This is a genomic window from Microbacterium sp. PRF11, assembly GCF_031844085.1.
GTDB lineage: Bacteria > Actinomycetota > Actinomycetes > Actinomycetales > Microbacteriaceae > Microbacterium.
Genome location: NZ_JAUZUP010000006.1, coordinates 45375 through 60829 on the forward strand (window position 1 = coordinate 45375; position 15455 = coordinate 60829).

The window sequence follows — 15455 nt, forward strand, 5'->3', positions numbered from 1 at the left end:
CTCTCTGTTCTGGGGACGGGGATTAGAGAAGGGCCAGGGGGTTCACCGGGGACCCGACGGCCCCCGTGATGGGCAACGGCGGCGCCGCGAGTAAGAACTCCCAGCGTCCCGCATCGGCGCAGGCCGCGGCGAGGGCGTCGAGATTCCACATCTCACCGATCGTGAGCCCCAGATTGGGGATGACGACCTGGTGCAGCGGCTGGAAGGCCGGCACGTCGAACTCGTTCGGTCGCACCTCGAAGCCCCAGGTGTCGGTTGCGATCGCGGCGATCTCGGTGCGGTGCAGCCACCCGGCCGTCGTGAGCGAGAGGCCGGGAGCGGGACCGCCGGCATAGTCGCCCCAGCCGTCGCGGTGAGCGCGCGTGTAGTGGCCGGTGCGCACGAGCACGATGTCGCCGCGCCCGACCTCGACGCCCTCGGCGGCGGCGCACGCCTCGAGGTCGGCGACGGTGATGGCGTACCCGTCGGCGAGCTCGCCCGTCTCGGGAGCGAGGTGACGACCGAGGTCGAGCAGCACGCCGCGCGAGACGATGACGGATGCCGCGTGCTCGATGCCGGTGACCAGGTCGCCGTCGCTTGTGACGACGTCTCCTGCTCGACGACCGTTCCAGGCGAAGCCGTGGTCGAAGATGTGGCCCAGGCCGTCCCACTGCGTGGAGCACTGCAGCGGCATCGAGATGACGTCGTCGGCCCCGCCGATGCCGTGCGGGAAGCCCTGGTTGCCGCGCTCGGCATCCGTTCCCGTGTCGGTCATCGTGTGCACGGGGTTGGTGCGCCGGCGCCAGCCCTTCTGGGGACCGTCGGTGTCGAAGCGCTGCGAGAGCGAGATCGAGACGCCCTCGCGCACCAGGGCGGCGGCCTGGCGGCGCTTGTCGGCGTCGATGAAGTTGAGGGTGCCGAGCACGTCGTCCTCGCCCCAGCGTCCCCAGTTGCGGAAGGCCTCGGCACGAGCGGCGATCTCGGCCTCGGGGTCGTGGCGGTCGAGGTCGGCGGGGTCCTCCGAGGGGAGGCTCACGACGCCTCCCCCACGCACCGCACGACCTGCGTGCCAAGCGCGCCAATCGTCCCGGTCATGACGTCCCCGTCGCGCAGGAACCTCTTCCAGTGCTGCCCGTTGCCGGCGGGGCTGCCGGTGAGCAGCAGGTCGCCCGGGAGCAGGGGGTGCGTCTGCGACGCCGCCGAGACGAGCGCCGGCACGTCGAACAGGAGGTCGGAGGTGTTGGCATCCTGCATCACCTGCCCGTTCAGCTCGAGACGCACGTCGGTGTCGGCCGGATCGACGAAGCGTGCGGGCACGAGCAGAGGCCCCGTCGGCAGGAATCCGGGCGCGTTCTTGGCCCGGTACCAGTCGGTGCCGATCTCCTTCATGTCCTTCCGGAACACGAGGTCGCGCGTGGTGATGTCGTTGACGATCGTGTAGCCGGCGACGTGGTCGAGGGCGTCCTCGCGCGAGACGCGGTACGCCTCGCGGCCGATCACGACGGCGAGCTCGAGTTCCCAGTCGTGCACCTCGCTGTACGCGGGGAGCACCAGGGGAACGTCATCGCCCACCACGCACGCGGTGAGCCCGATGAAGAAGTACGGCTCGCCGCTGCGGGCGCGCTCGTCCATCATCTCGGCGGCGAAGGCGTGCGCTTCCTCGGGGGTGCGGTCGGTGTTCTGCGTCAGGCCGGCGGCCACGAGCTGGATGACGTGTTCGCGGTAGTTGGCGCCGGTCTGCAGCACCTGCCGCGGCTCGACGGGAGCGGTGAGGGTGACGTCCGAGACCGGATGCCACTCCCCCGGCGCCTCCACCAGTGCGGCGATGCGATCCCAGTCGGGGGCGGAGAGGAAGGCGTTCAGACCCCCGCCCAGCTCGTCGCCGTCGAGCGCGCGGATGCGGTCGCCGGCCACGAGGCCGACGCGCACGGCATCGCCGTCGCGATAGCGGGCGAGTGCGTACGGTGCGGTGGTCATGGTGTTCCTCTCGTTCCCCGACCGGGATCGTCCGTCAGCCCCGGCCCTGGACGGCGTAGGGGTTGAGCAGGGCGTCCTTGATCTCGTCGGGCACGCCCTCTTCCGTGGCGCTGGGTCCGTCGGCGGGCGGGAACGACTCTGTCATCGACATCGGCATGGCGCCGTTGCGGTACATGTTGTTCGAGCCGAGCGAGGGCTTCCAGGTGTTGGCCTCCCAGTCGGGCACGTAGTTGCGGTACCCGCCGGTGTTCAGCTCGATGCGCAGCGTCGAGGGCTCGCGGTAGTAGAGGAAGGTCTGCTCGCCGATGCCGTGGATGTTGGGGCCGTACTCGATCGGCACGCCATTCTCCATGAGGGTGTCGGCGGCGATGAGCAGCTCTTCGCGGGTGTCGACCCAGAAGGCGTAGTGGTTGATGCGTCCGGCGCGGCTGGAGCCGTCGAGGACGACACCGAGGTCGTGCGACTTCTCGTTCGTGGTCAGCACGGAGAACACCGAGATGGGCGCCTCGTCGAGCACGGTGCGCGCCATGAAGCGGAAGCCGAGCGTGTGGACGTACCACTGCACGAACGCGTCGACGTCCTTCGCGGCGATCGTGACGTGGTCGAGCTGGCGGGGGGCGCCGGCGACGCCGCTGCGCTTCTCGGGGCGGTCGGGAAAGATCGAGGCGGTGTGCGGCTCGGCGCGGTGACGCTCGACGTCCCAGTGCAGGGTCATGTGGTGGCCCTGGGGTCCGGTGAAGCGGAACGCACGGCCGATGCCGCGGCCCTCGAACCACTCGCCCTCGATGCCCGCGGCCTGCACGCGCTTCGCGGCCTCCTCGAGCGCCTCGGCCGACGAGGTGCGCCAGGCCATGGTCTCCATGCCGGGCTCGTCGCCCGGGACCACGACCACGGAGTACGCGTAGTAGTCGCCCCAACAGCGCAAGTAGACGCGCCCGTCTTCGCGAGCGACCTCGGTCAGCCCCACCTGGTTGACGTAGAAGTCCACCGACGCCTCGACATCCGGGGTCGTGATCGCGACGAACGACAGATGAGAGAGAAGCTTGATCATCTTCGATCCTTTCGGTGAATCGGCTCGTTCCGACTCTTCTTCCACTATCCGACCGAAGTCGGTATCAGGGAATCCGATTGTGTGGATGCCAGGTATCGGCGTCACTTATTCCTCGCGCTCCCGCTGCGTACCTCGTCCCCTTTTTGGCGGTGCATGTCCCAGAAGTGGTCACCTGGGCGGCATCCGACCCACCACAAGTGGGACATGCATCGCCCGGGCAACGTCAGGAGAGAGCTGCGGCGGCGTCATCGGCGGCGAGATCGGAGAGGTCGCCCAGCACGACACCCTCTCGGGCGTCCAGGAGGCGGCGTAGGGCCAGACGCTCCGGGGATTCGCGGCGCACGCGGGCCGTACGGCGACCCTCCTCGTCGTCGACGGAGACCTCGTGCAGCGGCGAGCCGCTGTCGACGCGCACCTCGACGCGCCGCGGTCCGAGCGCCGTCGCGGTGAGCGCCGCGCCCACGCCGCCGCCGACCGCGCGGGTGATGCTCGCCCCCACCCCGGTCTCGCTCCACACGGCGAGGGTCGTCGCGCGTTCGGTGTCGGCTCTCGCGAAGGCACGCACGGGGCCGCCGGTGAGCACGCGCGCCCAGCCCACCGCGTCACGCAGCACCGTCGCGGCATCCGTCCGTCCGCCCCACGCGTCCACGACGACGTGCCGCGGAGTCGCGAACGCGCTGATCGCGTCGGCGACGACGTCGGGGCGAAGACGTCGGCGCACGACGACGACCGGCACGGCGAGTCCGTCGAGGCGCTCGTGCACCGCAGCGGGAGCGGGGTCGGGCTCGTCGACGATGAACGCCGCCGCCCCCTCCAGCCGCTCCCACCAGGTGCCCCGCCCCTCGACCACGCGGATCGCGTCGATCCCCTCACCCGGCCGCGCCCGCGGGGCGAGCTCGGCCACGGCCGCGCGATAGGCGGCCAGGTCGGTGCGCACGGCGCTCATCGCTCCCCGCCCGCCCGCACGACCGCCGCCGCCTGGTCGGCGATCGCCAGCACGAAGGCCGCGTCGGCGCGCAGTTCGTCGTACTCCATCGCCGCCTCACCGCGCAGCAGGGCGGCGAGGGCGCGCCACTCGACCTCGTAGCCGTCGCGACGGTCGCTCGGGTACACCGTGTGCACTCCCTGCGCGTCGCGGACGGTCGTGCGAGCACCGCCGACGTGCACGAACGGCGGCGGGAACTCCACCTCGACCCGGGCGCCGGCGGTGGTGACGCACACGCGCCAGAGCGAATCGGCGCCGTCGGGGAGCATCACGGCCGTGAACCGCACGAGCGCTTCGCCGGCTTGGAAGCCCAGGTCGAAGCCGACGGGCGGTACGGGTCGCGCCCACACGAGCTCGGGGGTCTCGGGCGCGAGATCGCGCACGAGAGGGAGGTCGTGCACGCCGAGGCCGGCGACGAGCTGGCGCACGATGCCCGCGCTCTGCGCGGGGTCGTCGAGGTCGAGCGGCGGGCGCTTCGGCGGCTTCCCCGCGGGGAGGGGCTCGCCCATCGTGAGCGCGTGGTAGCGATCGTTCGGCGAGAGGCAGAGGGTCACCGCGACCGAGGAGATGCGCCCGTCGAGGGCAGCGAGATGGTGAGTGGCGCGCACCCACGCAGGGTCGAAGAGGTGGTTCGTGCCGACGACCAGCAGCGCACCGACGGCCGCGCACTCGGCCACGAGCCGATCGGCCTCCTCGGCCGTGTCGGCCAGGGGCTTCTCGCAGAAGATCGCTCGTCGTCCGGCGGCGAGACTCGCGCGCACGTGCGCCGCGTGCAGGGCCGGCGGGCTGCACACCGCGACCACGTCGACCTCGGGATCGGCGAGGAGCGCCTCGATCCCCGCGGAGGAGCGCGCACCGAACCGTTCGGCGATGGTTGCGGCGCGCCCGCTGCCCGCATCGCTCACGTGGACGAGACGGAAGTCGCCGCCCGTGCGGGTGAGAGTCGGCGCGTGCAGTGCGGCGACCCCCGGCCCGGACCCGATGATGCCCACACCCCACGTCATACTCGCTCCTTCGCGCAACTTCAGCATGAATGCAGCTGAAGTGTGAGACTAATGAACCATAGATGTGGGGAAAACGCCTGGTCCGGCTCTGCCTTGTGTGAAGATCAACGCATGGCGAACGTCTCCACCCTCCGCTTCGGCGCGCAGACCGACGAGGTGACGAGTCTGCTGCGCATCGTGAACATGGTGCGCCTCGGTGAGGCCGTGACCCGCCCCGAGATCGGCCGCGTCACGGGCCTGGGCCGCGGCGTCGTCGCCCAGCGCGTCGACCGCGCCGTCGAGATGGGGTTCCTCGAAGACGCCGAGTACGCCCCCTCCTCCGGCGGACGCGCCCCGCGCACCCTGCGTTTCCGCGCCGAGCGCGGACGCATCGTCGTCTGCGCGCTCGGCGGCCAGCACATCCACGTCGGCGTCACCGACCTCGAGGGCGAGATCCTCGATGAGGACCACCGCGCCTGGGACATCTCGCGCGGCCCGGAAGAGACCTTGAAGACCGCGACCGGGATGGTCGACGGCCTGCTGGCCACGGGAGACGGCACCCCCGTGTGGGCGATCGTGGTGGGCCTGCCGGGCCCCGTCGATTTCGAGACGGGCCGCCCCGTCGCCCCGCCGATCATGCCCGGGTGGAACGGCTTCGACGTACGGGGCACGTTCGAGACGCGCTACGACGCCCCCGTCTGGGTCGACAACGACGTGAACCTCCTCGCCGCCGGCGAGCGCGCGCGACGGCGCGACGAGGGCGTCGACCTCATCTACTGCAAGGTGGGCACGGGCATCGGTGCCGGGCTCGTCTCGCACGGGCGCCTGCATCGCGGGGCGAACGGTGCGGCCGGCGACATGGGCCACGTGCGCGTTCCGGGAGCGGAGCACGTCTGCCGCTGCGGCAAGATCGGCTGCCTCGAGGCCGTCGCCGGAGGATGGGCGCTCGTGCGCGACGCGCGCGCCGCGATCGACGGTGGCGCCACCGGAACCCTCGCCGACAGCTTCGCCGAAGGCGACATGCTGAGCCTCGAGAAGATCACTCTCGCGGCCAGCCGAGGCGACGCCCTCGCAACCTCGCTCGTTCAGGCGTCGGCCCGGCAGGTCGGCGAGGCCGTCGCCGCGCTCGTGAACATGTTCAACCCGAGCCTCATCGTCATCGGCGGAGCCGTCGCCTCCACGGGCGAACTGTTCCTCGCCGAGGTGCGCCACCGCGTCTACGAGCTGTCGCTCCCCCTGGCGACACGCGATCTTCTGATCAAGACGAGCGAGAACGACACGCGCGAGCCGGTGCGCGGCGGCGTCGACCTCGCCCTCGAGCAGCTGTTCGAGGTGAGCCTTCCCCGGTGGTTCGGCGAGGGCCGTCCGACGGTCGCCGCGGTCCACGGCTTGGGCGGCTCCCCTTCTTCCTAATTTCGACATTAGTCGGTATGTTGTGAGCGGAAGCGCGCCGTGGGGTGCGCCGTGACACGAGGACGTGCCCGCCATGACCCTTTCCGCTCTCCGCGACGACGCGCTGCGCGTCGGCGACGGTACGACCGAGGTGCGCCTCTCGCTGCCCTGGATCCGCTCGCTCCCCCTCGCGAGCCTGCTCGACCCTGTCGTGCACCTCGACGGCGAGCGGCACGAACCCGCCGTCGCCCTCGGTGAGCGCCGGGTGCTCGCCGCAGCGCTCCCCGACGAGCACGCCTGGTGGTACCTGCAGGACCGCGTGGTCCTGGAGATCCCGGATGCCGTCGCCCCCGGCATCCATGAGGTGTCGGTGTCGTTCCGGCTCGAGATCCCGTACCTGCCCGCGGGCCCCGACGCACCCCTGCGTCTGCCGTTCGCCGTCACGCGGACCCTGGAGACGGGCGCCACCGCCGCGACCGTCTCGCGCGACGTCGGAGAAGCCGCGTGAGCGTGACCGACGGTTGGACCCTGTCCGCCAGCGCCTTCAACCTCACCCCCGCGGTGATCCGCGCCGAGCGCACCGCCCCCGATCTCGCGCTCACCCTCGTCGACCGGGGCATCGCGTCGGCCATCGAGATCGAGCTCGGTCAGATGTGGCGCGGATTCCCGGCGCCGCCGACACGCGAGGTCGAGGCGTTCCGCGACCGGCTCGCCACCGCGGGCGGGCGCGTCAGCATCGTCGGCGTGAGCATCGACGAATACGACCGCGGACGACGGCGGACGGATGCCGAGCGCCGGGCGTTCCTCGAACCGCAGCTGCGCGCGGCGGCTTCGGTGGGAGCCGCGGGCGTGCGCCTGCCGATCGGCCAGGCCGGAGCGATCCTCGACGACCTCGTGCCCCTGCTCGAAGAGCTCGACCTCGTGCTCTACGAGGAGGCCCAGGGCCACGAGACACCCGCCGCGCGCCCCGCGGCCTACGATCGCATCGCCGACCTCGACACCCCGCACGTGCGTCTGCTGCTCGACATCAGCATGCTCATGCCCGCCCTCCCGGTCACCTACCTGCAGCGGCTCGAGCGCGGCGGCATTCCGGGCGACCTCGTCGGTCGCCTCCGCGAGGAGTGGCGCGACCCCGCCACCCACGACGCCGTCGTCGATCTGCTGCGCACCGGCAGGGTACCCGGGCCGGTGCACACCCTCTACATGAACCTGCTCGTGCGATTCGGGCGATCGCGGGTTCAGGACCTGGCATCCGTCCTCCCTCTTCTCGGCGGCATCCATCTGAAGTTCTGGGACCTCGACGACGCCGACCACCGACTTTCCGACCCCCTTCGCGACGTGGGCGCCGCCCTCGCCGCGACGGGTTTCACCGGCACGCTCTGCAGTGAGTGGGGCGGCCAGGAGTGGCTCGACGACGACCCGTGGGAGATGACGTCCCGTCATCTCGCGCTGGCCGCCGGCATCCTCTCCGACCGTCCGTTACCCGCACCTCTTCAGAAAGAGAGCACCCGATGACCGAACGACCTCCCATCAAGTGGAGTTACATGGACCACTGGCGGGCCCAGGGTCCTGCCGGACCCTACGACCAGTGGCAGTCCAAGCTGGCGATGAAGCGCTTCCTGCAGCAGATCGCCGCCGTCGGCTTCGACGCCATCGACACGTTCGACTTCCGCATCTGGCAGATCTTCGAGCAGTACGGCTCGGTCGCCAACTACCAGGAGTTCGTACAGGAGCAGGGCCTGGAGCGCATCGTGAACACGTTCCACGGCGTCTACTACTCCCCCGACCGCTACGCGCCCGAGGTGCCGGCGACGCACCCGACGATCCTCGACGACTTCAAGCGAACGCTCGACATGTGGTCGGGCATCCAGCTCGACAACATCATCGTCATGCCCGGCTCGCGCTACTTCGACGAGGCGGGCGTGCCCGACGACGGCCTGAAACACGCGGCCGACATCTGGGGCAAGGTCGGCGAGCTCACGCAGCAGTACGGCGTCAACCTCACCTGCCACCACGAGTTCTACGCCGGCATCCGCACGCGCGATCAGATCGACCGCTTCTACTCCTACGCCGACCCGCGCTACGTGAAGTTCTTCGTCGACACCGCGCAGCACTGCATCGCCGATGTCGACCCGGTCGACGTGTACGAGAAGCACCACGAGCGCGTGACGGGCTTCCACTTCAAGGACACCCGCCACAAAGACGTCAACGACGACTACCGGATGTTCCCGGACGCCGAGGTCTCGGCCAAGACGACCGAGAAGTGGTTCTACGAGATGGGCACCGACGAGGGGCTCGTCGACTTCGAGGCCATGATGCGCTCCGTGCGCGACAACGGCTACACCGGCTGGATCAGCGTCGAGCACGACAAGGCCGACAAGCTCGGCGGCGACTACGCCGAGAGCACCGCGATCTCCCGGTGGTACGCGAAGAACGTGCTCGACGGGATCTACAACGAGGAGGTCGCGCGATGAGCGACGTGCGCTGGGCCTATGCCATCAACCAGTGGGACACCAACATCGACTCGTTCGTGCGCAAGCGCGAGCACGAGCGGGCTTTCAAGACGGCATCCATCAGCGGGTTCTCCGGCGTCGAGTTGACGGCCGAGAGCTTCGGGGCCTGGGAGCCGCTCGGAACGCCGCAGCAGCTCGCCGACCTCTACGGCTCGGTCGAGAGCTTCGGGGAATTCCTCGCCTCGTGCGCGATCGACGCCGTGAGCAGCTACGTCTACGACCCCTCGGTCGGCTTCGAGGTCGAGATGGGACGTGGCCCCGACCCGCTCGACCCGGCCTCGGTCGAGCAGATCGTGCGCACCGCGCGGTGGTTCGCGGATGCCATCCGCCGCCTGGGCGGCAGCGTCCTGGTCGTGCGGGCCGCGCCGTCGGCGTGGCAGACCGGTGCGCTGTCGGCCGAGCAGATCGAGGTGCTCGCGACCCTGTGGAACAGCGTCGGCGCGGCCATCGCGGCCGACGGTGTCGCGCTGGGCCTGCACGTCGACTTCCTCTCGGCGCTCCGGCTCGACGACGGCATCTCGCGTCTTCTCGAGGCGACGGATGCCGAAACGGTGGGCCTCGCCATCGACACCGCCGAGTACGCCGTCGCGGGCATCGACCCGGTCGCGTTCTACCGCCGGCACGCCGACCGCGTCGTGCACGTGCAGCTGAAGGACGCGCGCGAGACCGTCGACGACGCCGAGGCGAGCACCCCGCATGCGGAGCAGTTCATCCGCACCGAGGGCGGTTCGCGGAAGATCCTCCGCTGGTTCTACGAGCCGAGCGACGAGCGCGCGCTGGTCGACTTCGAGGGCTTCGTCGGCGCGCTGGCCGAGCACGGCTACCGCGGCTGGATCGTCGTCGAGTCCGACCAGAGCCCGCACCCCGCCGAGAGCACGATGGTCGCCGGCTGGTACGTGCAGAAGGTGCTGCGGCCCATCCTCGAGGGGGCGCGGGTCCCGGCCTGACGCTCCTGACGCGTAAGGGGTCAGTTTCTGTCGCTTTCGGAGCTCGGAAGCGACAGAGACTGACCCCTCACGCGTTGGCGCGCACCCGTCACCGGGGCGACACGCCGTCAGCGCGGCTGTAACCCCGCGGTGCGGTAGATCGCGTCGACCACGCGCATCGTCCCGACGGCGCGACGGGCGTCGAGGACGCTGGGCGACCCGTCGGCCAGCACGTCCCGCACGTGTTCGAGCTGGCGCGCGTAGCTGTTCTCGCCCGGCTCGGCGGTGACGTCTCGCAGCTGCGCGCCCTCGGCATCCGTCACCGTGAGGGTCGCTCCCCACTGCGGGACGATCACGCTCGTCGCGAGCAGAGAAGCGTCACCACCGTCGACGCGCACCCACATCGCACCCTTGTCGTCACCCAGGAACGACGCGCGCACGAGCGCGGTAATCCCGCCCGGCAGACGCAGCTCCGCGTCGGTCTGCAGGTCGATCCGAGGATCCGCATCGTAGGTCTGCGCCGTCGCCGACACGACCTCGGGCTCGCCGAAGGCCGCGCGCAGCAGGTCGACGGCGTAGCAGCCCACATCCATCACGGCGCCGCCGGCGAGATCGCCGTCGAGGCGGATGTTGCCCGCTGCACGACGAAGTGCGGGATGCTGAAGTCGATCTCGACGAGCTTCACGTCGCCGAGCACGCCCGAACCGATCGTGTCGAGGAGCTCGCGGATGAACGCGTGCAGCCGGAAGTGGAAGCCGACGAAGGCGCGGCGGCCCGCGGCATCCGCTGCATCCGCGATCTGCTCGGCGGTCGTGCCGTTGGCCGACAGCGGCTTCTCGCACAGCACATGCTTGCCCGCGGCGAGCGCCCGCGTCGCCCACTCGGCGTGCACGATCGGCGGAAGCGCGAGATACACGAGGTCGACACGCGGGTCCGACAGCACCGCGTCGTAGTCTCCCCACGCCTCGAGCCCCAGCCGCGAGGCGAACGCCCGCGCCCGCTCCGGGTCGCGCGCGCCGATCGCCACGACCTCGACCCCGTCGACGCCGCGCGCGGGCTCGACCATCGCGCGTTCCGCGATACCGCCCGCCCCGAGGATCCCGATCCGGATCATGCCCGTCCTCCCTCATGCATAAACGCCATCCGTGCCCATAAACACGCTCTCGTCGCGTTTACACGCACGGATGGCGTTTATGCGTGTCTGTGCGGCGGTCCCCAGCGACGCGCGGAACCCCGGCCACCGTTACGCTCGCGCGCCGCCCGCGCCTTCGCGCGCCGGACCAACCCGGCCGACCGCGACACCACCCGACGGCGCCGGCGCGACGACGCCCGAGCTCACCCCTCGCCGTTGTAGTACGGCCAGGGGTTGATGCGGCGGTCCCCGCGGCGGTCGGGGCCGGTGAGCGTGACCTCGCCGGTCGCGGCCCACTCCACGCCGCGCGGGAACATGCGGATGAACTCGATGCGGCGGAACGTGTCGATGTCGTGGCCGATCGTGATCGTGAACGACCGACCCGCGCCGTACTCGTTGATCCACGCGAGCGGTTGCTCCGTGTTGATGCCCGGCAGGGCGGCGATGCCCTCCGGCGGGATGTCCACCGGGTAGTGCGACATCGGCCAGACCGGCGCCTTCTCGTAGGCCTCGAGGTCGTCGAAGGTCGTCAGCAGCACCTGAGCGCCCTCGTACATCTGCACGCCGACGAGGATGTCGTCGCCGGTGACGGTCCACGTGGCGTTGATGCCCTCGGTGATCGGATGCCGCGGCTCGGCCGTGTGCAGCTGCGCCTCGCCCCACGGGCGGGGGCGCAGGCCCGTCTCCCAGGCGCTGAGCTTGGCGCCGCGCATGACGTTGTACTCCTCGGGGTAACCCCAGCGGTCCTCCTGCGCGGCGGAACCGTGGAACCAGACGATCCCCTTGCCCTCGTCGTGCACGAAGCGCATGATCGCGGCATCCGTCTCCTCGCCGAAGCCGGTCGCCATGTCGTGGTAGCCGTCGCGGCCCTCGAAGACGACGATGAGCACGTCGTATCTGTCGATCACGCTCGCCGGCAGCCCCCGCGGGTCTTCGACGACACGGACCGTGAAGCGCCCGGTGTCCTCGAGCAGCGAGGTGATCCACTGGTTGTGCAGGCGGAAGCTGCGATGGGCGTTGTCGTGCTCGACGGTCATGTGACCCGAGAGGATGAGCACGTTCAGGACGTCGGTCATGGTCATCCCTTGTTCGAGAAGGCGGCGTCGAAGAGCTGGTGCGGCGGGCTGATCTCGCCGAGCTTGCGGACGAAGGCGAGGGCTTCGGGTCCGCCGACGAGGCGGTCCATGCCGGCGTCTTCCCACTCCACGCTCGTGGGGCCGTCGTAGCCGATCGCGTTGAGCGCACGGAAGAGCGGCTCCCACGGAACGTCGCCGTGACCGGTCGAGACGAACGTCCACCCGCGGCGCGGGTTGTCCCACGACAGGTGGGAGCCGAGCACGCCGTTGCGCCCGTCGAGGTTGGTGGTCGACTCCTTGCAGTGCACGTGGAAGATGTGCTCGGCGAAGTCGAGCACGAACGCCACCGAGTCCAGCTGCTGCCACACGAAGTGCGAGGGGTCGAAGTTGAAGCCGAAGCTCCCCCGGTGGCCGACGGCTTCGAGCGTCTTCTTCGCGGTCCAGTAGTCGTAGGCGATCTCCGAGGGATGCACCTCGAGTGCGAAGCGCACGCCCACCTCCTCGAACACGTCGAGGATCGGATGCCAGCGGGCGGCGAAGTCCGCGTACCCTCGCTCGATCATGGCGTCGGAGGCCGGCGGGAACATCGCGACGTATTTCCAGATGCTCGACCCGGTGAACCCGGTGACCGTCTTCACGCCGAGCTTCGCGGCGAAGCGCGCCGTGTTCTTCAGGTCTTCGGCCGCGCGCTGCCGCACGCCCTCGGCATCCCCGTCTCCCCACACGCGCGGCGGAACGATGTCGTGGTGGCGCTCGTCGATGGGGTCGTCGCACACGGCCTGGCCGACGAGGTGGTTGGAGATCGTCCACACCTTCAGGCCGTTGCGCTCGAGGATGTCGAGGCGGGACTGCACGTAGTCGGCGTCGTCCCAACGGGAGACGTCGATGTGGTCGCCCCAACAGGCGATCTCGAGGCCGTCGTAGCCCCACTCGCCGGCGAGGCGCGCGACCTCTTCGAAGGGCAGATCGGCCCACTGGCCGGTGAACAGGGTGACAGGGCGAGCCATGACGAGACCTTTCAGGAGACGGGAACGGGGGCCGCGACGCTGGTCCACGCCGCCTCGGCGGAAGAGCTGCGCTCGACCGCGTCGAGCACGCGCTGCACGGCGAGCCCCTCGTCGAAGGAGGGGTGAGGGTCGGTCCCCGCGTCGATCGCGGCGACCAGGTCGACGATTTGGTGGCTGAACCCGTGCTCGTACCCGAGCATGTGACCCGCGGGCCACCACGCCGAGACGTACGGGTGCTGCGGCTCGGTGACGAGCACCTGCGTGAAGCCCTGGCGACCCTCGGGTGCCGTGCGGTCGTAGAAGCGCAGGCTGTTGAGGTCTTCGAGGTCGAACGCGAGCGCGCCACGGTCACCGGACACCTCGATGGTGAGGGCGTTCTTGCGGCCGGTGGCGAAACGCGTCGCTTCGAACGACACCAGCGCTCCGTTCGCGAGACGGCCGGTGAAGATCGCGACGTCGTCGACCGTCACGGCGCCCTTCTCGCCCGCTCCGGCCCCCTTCGAGAGCCCCATCGAGCCGTCCGCGGGCAGCGGACGCTCGGCGACGATCGTGTCGATCGTGCCCGACACCCGCTCCACGCCGAGGCCGGTGACGAACTGGGTCATGTCGATGATGTGCGCTCCGATGTCGCCGAGCGCGCCCGAACCGGCGTGCTCCTTCTGCAGGCGCCACGCGAGCGGCATCTCGGGGTCGACGAGCCAGTCCTGGCGGTACGCCGCGCGCACCTGCTGGACCGTCCCGACGGCGCCCTCGGCGATCATGTCGCGCAGCAACGTGACGGCGGGGACGCGACGATACGTGAAGCCCACCATCGACCGGATGCCACGGGCCCGGGCCCGCGCGGCGGCCTCGGCCATCGCCTCAGCCTCGGCGACCGTGTTGGCCAGCGGCTTCTCGCACAGCACGTGCTTGCCCGCTTCGAGTGCCGCGATGGCGATCTCGGCGTGCGACTCCCCCGGTGTGACGATGTCGACGATGTCGATGTCGGAACGTTCGACGACGTCGCGCCAGTCGGTGGCCGACTCGGCCCAGCCCCACTTCTCGGCGGCGGATGCCACGGCATCCACGTTCCGGCCCACCACCACGGTCATCTCGACCGCGCGCGGCAGGTCGAACATCCGCGGCGCCTGGCGCCAGCCGACGGAGTGCGCGGCGCCCATGAACCCGTAGCCGATCATCGCGACGCGCAGCGCGGGGCCCTGAGCCTGTCGAAGGGTCATGACAGCACCAGCTCTCGCTCGACCGGAACCCGGTTCGTGACGTACCGCCCGGGGCCGCCGTCGACCCCCGGCATGATCTGCATGTACAGCAGCCGCATGGTCAGCACGACCTCGACGGTCACCTTCTCTCCGCCGGCGGGCGGGGTGTCGAGGTGGATCAGGACGTCGGGCCGGTCGGCCACGAACCACAGCGTCTCGGACTGCTCGGGCAGTTCCTCGACGCGGTACTCGCGACCCTCGAGCGAGAACCGCAGGTCGTCCTTCGGCACGGCGACACCGTTCACCGTCGCGGCGACGTCGTCGACGGCAGACAGCCAGAGGCTGCGGTACCAGGGCAGCTGCACCGAAACGGCGAGGCCGTCGTCGGTGCGACGGACGTCCTTCTCGGCGAAGAGCGAGTTGTGGGTGGCCATGGGGCTTGTCTCTCAGGCGTAGTTGTCGGAGAAGGTCTGGTGCGCGACCGGCGGCGCGGGCTCGAGCTTCTGCGTGGTCTCGGGGCTGTAGGGGTGGTTCGTGGAGGGAACCGGCTCGTCGGCCTTCGGCATGAAGACGGGCTTGCCGTCGTCGCCGAAGTACATGAGGTCGAGGTCGAACGCGCCCTGGTTCTTCAGGCCGAACGCGACCCAGTTCTCCTCGAAGGGCGCCCGGGCGAGCTCGTAGCAGCGGAACTTCCAGAACTTCCACTCGCCGTCCTGCTTCAGGAAGTCGATCGCGTACTTGCACCACACCCAGTGGGCCCAGACCTTCTTGCCGAGCACCTCCTCGGGCGAGTACATGTCGGGGAACTCCTCGGCGACCTTCGGGTCGGTCAGACCGGATTCGGTGCCGGCCATCATCCACACGCCCGTGGCCGTCTTGCCGTCGCCGGCGACCTCGATCACCGGGGTGTTGGTGGCGTGCAGGATGAGCTTCCCCTCGGGGTGGGGACGCCCGCGGTGGTAGTCGGTGACGCTCTGCCAGGTCGTGTACTGACCGGCGTTGGTGTAGCGCGCGCGGATGCCCTCGGTGCCCTCCTTCACCCACAGCGGGATGATCTGCTCGTCCTCGAAGGCGTTGTGCAGGTACATGTAGCGGTTGAAGAGGTTCTCGACCTGCCCGCGGTCCTCGGCGCGCTGCGCGAGGGCGTGGGCGGCCTCGACCTGCTCGCGCAGGCGGGTGACCTCGGCGACGAGGTCGGAGACGGATGCCTCGGTGGTGGTGTTCGACATGGTCAT

At 70.2% G+C, this 15455-nt stretch carries 16 protein-coding genes and 1 pseudogene; 5 read left to right on the top strand and 12 right to left on the bottom strand.

Translation table 11 applies throughout. From position 1 onward, the window contains the following. Nucleotides 1-22: 22 nt before the first annotated feature. The 5 genes from Q9R20_RS15155 to Q9R20_RS15175 all read right to left on the bottom strand — a co-directional run bounded on the left by Q9R20_RS15155 (nt 23) and on the right by Q9R20_RS15175 (nt 4996). Nucleotides 23-1015 carry a cyclase family protein gene (locus Q9R20_RS15155; RefSeq protein ID WP_311250117.1) on the bottom strand — a complete coding sequence of 331 codons (993 nt, stop codon included), beginning with the start codon at nt 1013-1015 and terminating at the stop codon, nt 23-25. Next, entirely contained in the window at nt 1012-1956 is a 945-nt protein-coding gene (locus Q9R20_RS15160) for a fumarylacetoacetate hydrolase family protein (protein WP_311250118.1), read from the bottom strand. Before Q9R20_RS15160 ends, Q9R20_RS15155 begins: the two co-directional genes overlap by 4 nt. 34 nt (nt 1957-1990) lie before the next feature. Beyond that, nucleotides 1991-3007, bottom strand: coding sequence for a VOC family protein (locus tag Q9R20_RS15165; RefSeq protein ID WP_311250119.1), 1017 nt, complete (start codon nt 3005-3007; stop codon nt 1991-1993). Between the two features lie 223 nt (nt 3008-3230). Then, a complete protein-coding gene (locus tag Q9R20_RS15170; protein WP_311250120.1) occupies nt 3231-3944 on the bottom strand; it encodes a hypothetical protein in 714 nt (237 codons plus the stop codon). Between the two features lie 5 nt (nt 3945-3949). Next, on the bottom strand, nt 3950-4996 hold the full coding sequence (locus Q9R20_RS15175) for a Gfo/Idh/MocA family oxidoreductase (protein ID WP_311250121.1): 1047 nt from the start codon (nt 4994-4996) through the stop codon (nt 3950-3952). 111 nt (nt 4997-5107) lie between these two features. Here Q9R20_RS15175 and Q9R20_RS15180 point away from each other — a divergent pair, with 111 nt between their 5' ends. From Q9R20_RS15180 to Q9R20_RS15200, 5 genes are all read left to right on the top strand, one after another. Continuing rightward, nucleotides 5108-6388 carry an ROK family protein gene (locus Q9R20_RS15180; RefSeq protein ID WP_311250122.1) on the top strand — a complete coding sequence of 427 codons (1281 nt, stop codon included), beginning with the start codon at nt 5108-5110 and terminating at the stop codon, nt 6386-6388. Between the two features lie 73 nt (nt 6389-6461). Further along, nucleotides 6462-6875 carry a hypothetical protein gene (locus tag Q9R20_RS15185; RefSeq protein WP_311250123.1) on the top strand — a complete coding sequence of 138 codons (414 nt, stop codon included), beginning with the start codon at nt 6462-6464 and terminating at the stop codon, nt 6873-6875. Continuing rightward, nucleotides 6872-7882: a restriction endonuclease subunit R gene (locus tag Q9R20_RS15190; RefSeq protein WP_311250124.1), complete on the top strand. Its 1011-nt coding sequence runs from the start codon at nt 6872-6874 to the stop codon at nt 7880-7882. Before Q9R20_RS15185 ends, Q9R20_RS15190 begins: the two co-directional genes overlap by 4 nt. Then, on the top strand, nt 7879-8841 hold the full coding sequence (locus Q9R20_RS15195; RefSeq protein ID WP_311250125.1) for a sugar phosphate isomerase/epimerase family protein: 963 nt from the start codon (nt 7879-7881) through the stop codon (nt 8839-8841). The genes Q9R20_RS15190 and Q9R20_RS15195 overlap by 4 nt, the downstream gene beginning before the upstream one ends. Then, nucleotides 8838-9827 carry a sugar phosphate isomerase/epimerase gene (locus Q9R20_RS15200; protein ID WP_311250126.1) on the top strand — a complete coding sequence of 330 codons (990 nt, stop codon included), beginning with the start codon at nt 8838-8840 and terminating at the stop codon, nt 9825-9827. The genes Q9R20_RS15195 and Q9R20_RS15200 overlap by 4 nt, the downstream gene beginning before the upstream one ends. 107 nt (nt 9828-9934) lie before the next feature. Here Q9R20_RS15200 and Q9R20_RS15995 read toward each other — a convergent pair whose 3' ends face one another. The 7 genes and pseudogenes from Q9R20_RS15995 to Q9R20_RS15235 form a co-directional block, all read right to left on the bottom strand. Continuing rightward, nucleotides 9935-10687: a Gfo/Idh/MocA family oxidoreductase gene (locus Q9R20_RS15995; RefSeq protein ID WP_396653701.1), complete on the bottom strand. Its 753-nt coding sequence runs from the start codon at nt 10685-10687 to the stop codon at nt 9935-9937. After that, nucleotides 10618-10920: pseudogene (locus tag Q9R20_RS16000) on the bottom strand (Gfo/Idh/MocA family protein); the annotation flags it as partial. The gene Q9R20_RS15995 and the pseudogene Q9R20_RS16000, both read right to left, overlap by 70 nt. A 221-nt stretch (nt 10921-11141) precedes the next feature. After that, nucleotides 11142-12014, bottom strand: coding sequence for a ThuA domain-containing protein (locus Q9R20_RS15215; RefSeq protein WP_311250129.1), 873 nt, complete (start codon nt 12012-12014; stop codon nt 11142-11144). A gap of 2 nt (nt 12015-12016) precedes the next feature. Then, entirely contained in the window at nt 12017-13021 is a 1005-nt protein-coding gene (locus Q9R20_RS15220) for a sugar phosphate isomerase/epimerase (RefSeq protein WP_311250130.1), read from the bottom strand. 11 nt (nt 13022-13032) lie between these two features. Continuing rightward, nucleotides 13033-14241: a Gfo/Idh/MocA family oxidoreductase gene (locus Q9R20_RS15225; protein WP_311250131.1), complete on the bottom strand. Its 1209-nt coding sequence runs from the start codon at nt 14239-14241 to the stop codon at nt 13033-13035. Next, a complete protein-coding gene (locus tag Q9R20_RS15230; protein WP_311250132.1) occupies nt 14238-14654 on the bottom strand; it encodes a DUF6379 domain-containing protein in 417 nt (138 codons plus the stop codon). Before Q9R20_RS15230 ends, Q9R20_RS15225 begins: the two co-directional genes overlap by 4 nt. A 12-nt stretch (nt 14655-14666) precedes the next feature. Continuing rightward, the gene (locus tag Q9R20_RS15235) at nt 14667-15449 is read right to left on the bottom strand and encodes a nuclear transport factor 2 family protein (protein WP_295826839.1); all 783 of its coding nucleotides are present in this window, start codon (nt 15447-15449) and stop codon (nt 14667-14669) included. Nucleotides 15450-15455: the final 6 nt, after the last annotated feature.

Excerpts from the sequence above, each read along its gene's own strand:
- Q9R20_RS15160 (WP_311250118.1), bottom strand. The coding sequence starts at position 1,956 with ATGACCACCGCACCGTACGCACTCGCCCGCTATCGCGACGGCGATGCC.
- Q9R20_RS15165 (WP_311250119.1), bottom strand. The coding sequence starts at position 3,007 with ATGATCAAGCTTCTCTCTCATCTGTCGTTCGTCGCGATCACGACCCCG.
- Q9R20_RS15175 (WP_311250121.1), bottom strand. The coding sequence starts at position 4,996 with ATGACGTGGGGTGTGGGCATCATCGGGTCCGGGCCGGGGGTCGCCGCA.
- Q9R20_RS15180 (WP_311250122.1), top strand. The coding sequence starts at position 5,108 with ATGGCGAACGTCTCCACCCTCCGCTTCGGCGCGCAGACCGACGAGGTG.
- Q9R20_RS15185 (WP_311250123.1), top strand. The coding sequence starts at position 6,462 with ATGACCCTTTCCGCTCTCCGCGACGACGCGCTGCGCGTCGGCGACGGT.
- Q9R20_RS15195 (WP_311250125.1), top strand. The coding sequence starts at position 7,879 with ATGACCGAACGACCTCCCATCAAGTGGAGTTACATGGACCACTGGCGG.
- Q9R20_RS15200 (WP_311250126.1), top strand. The coding sequence starts at position 8,838 with ATGAGCGACGTGCGCTGGGCCTATGCCATCAACCAGTGGGACACCAAC.
- Q9R20_RS15215 (WP_311250129.1), bottom strand. The coding sequence starts at position 12,014 with ATGACCGACGTCCTGAACGTGCTCATCCTCTCGGGTCACATGACCGTC.
- Q9R20_RS15220 (WP_311250130.1), bottom strand. The coding sequence starts at position 13,021 with ATGGCTCGCCCTGTCACCCTGTTCACCGGCCAGTGGGCCGATCTGCCC.
- Q9R20_RS15225 (WP_311250131.1), bottom strand. The coding sequence starts at position 14,241 with ATGACCCTTCGACAGGCTCAGGGCCCCGCGCTGCGCGTCGCGATGATC.
- Q9R20_RS15230 (WP_311250132.1), bottom strand. The coding sequence starts at position 14,654 with ATGGCCACCCACAACTCGCTCTTCGCCGAGAAGGACGTCCGTCGCACC.
- Q9R20_RS15235 (WP_295826839.1), bottom strand. The coding sequence starts at position 15,449 with ATGTCGAACACCACCACCGAGGCATCCGTCTCCGACCTCGTCGCCGAG.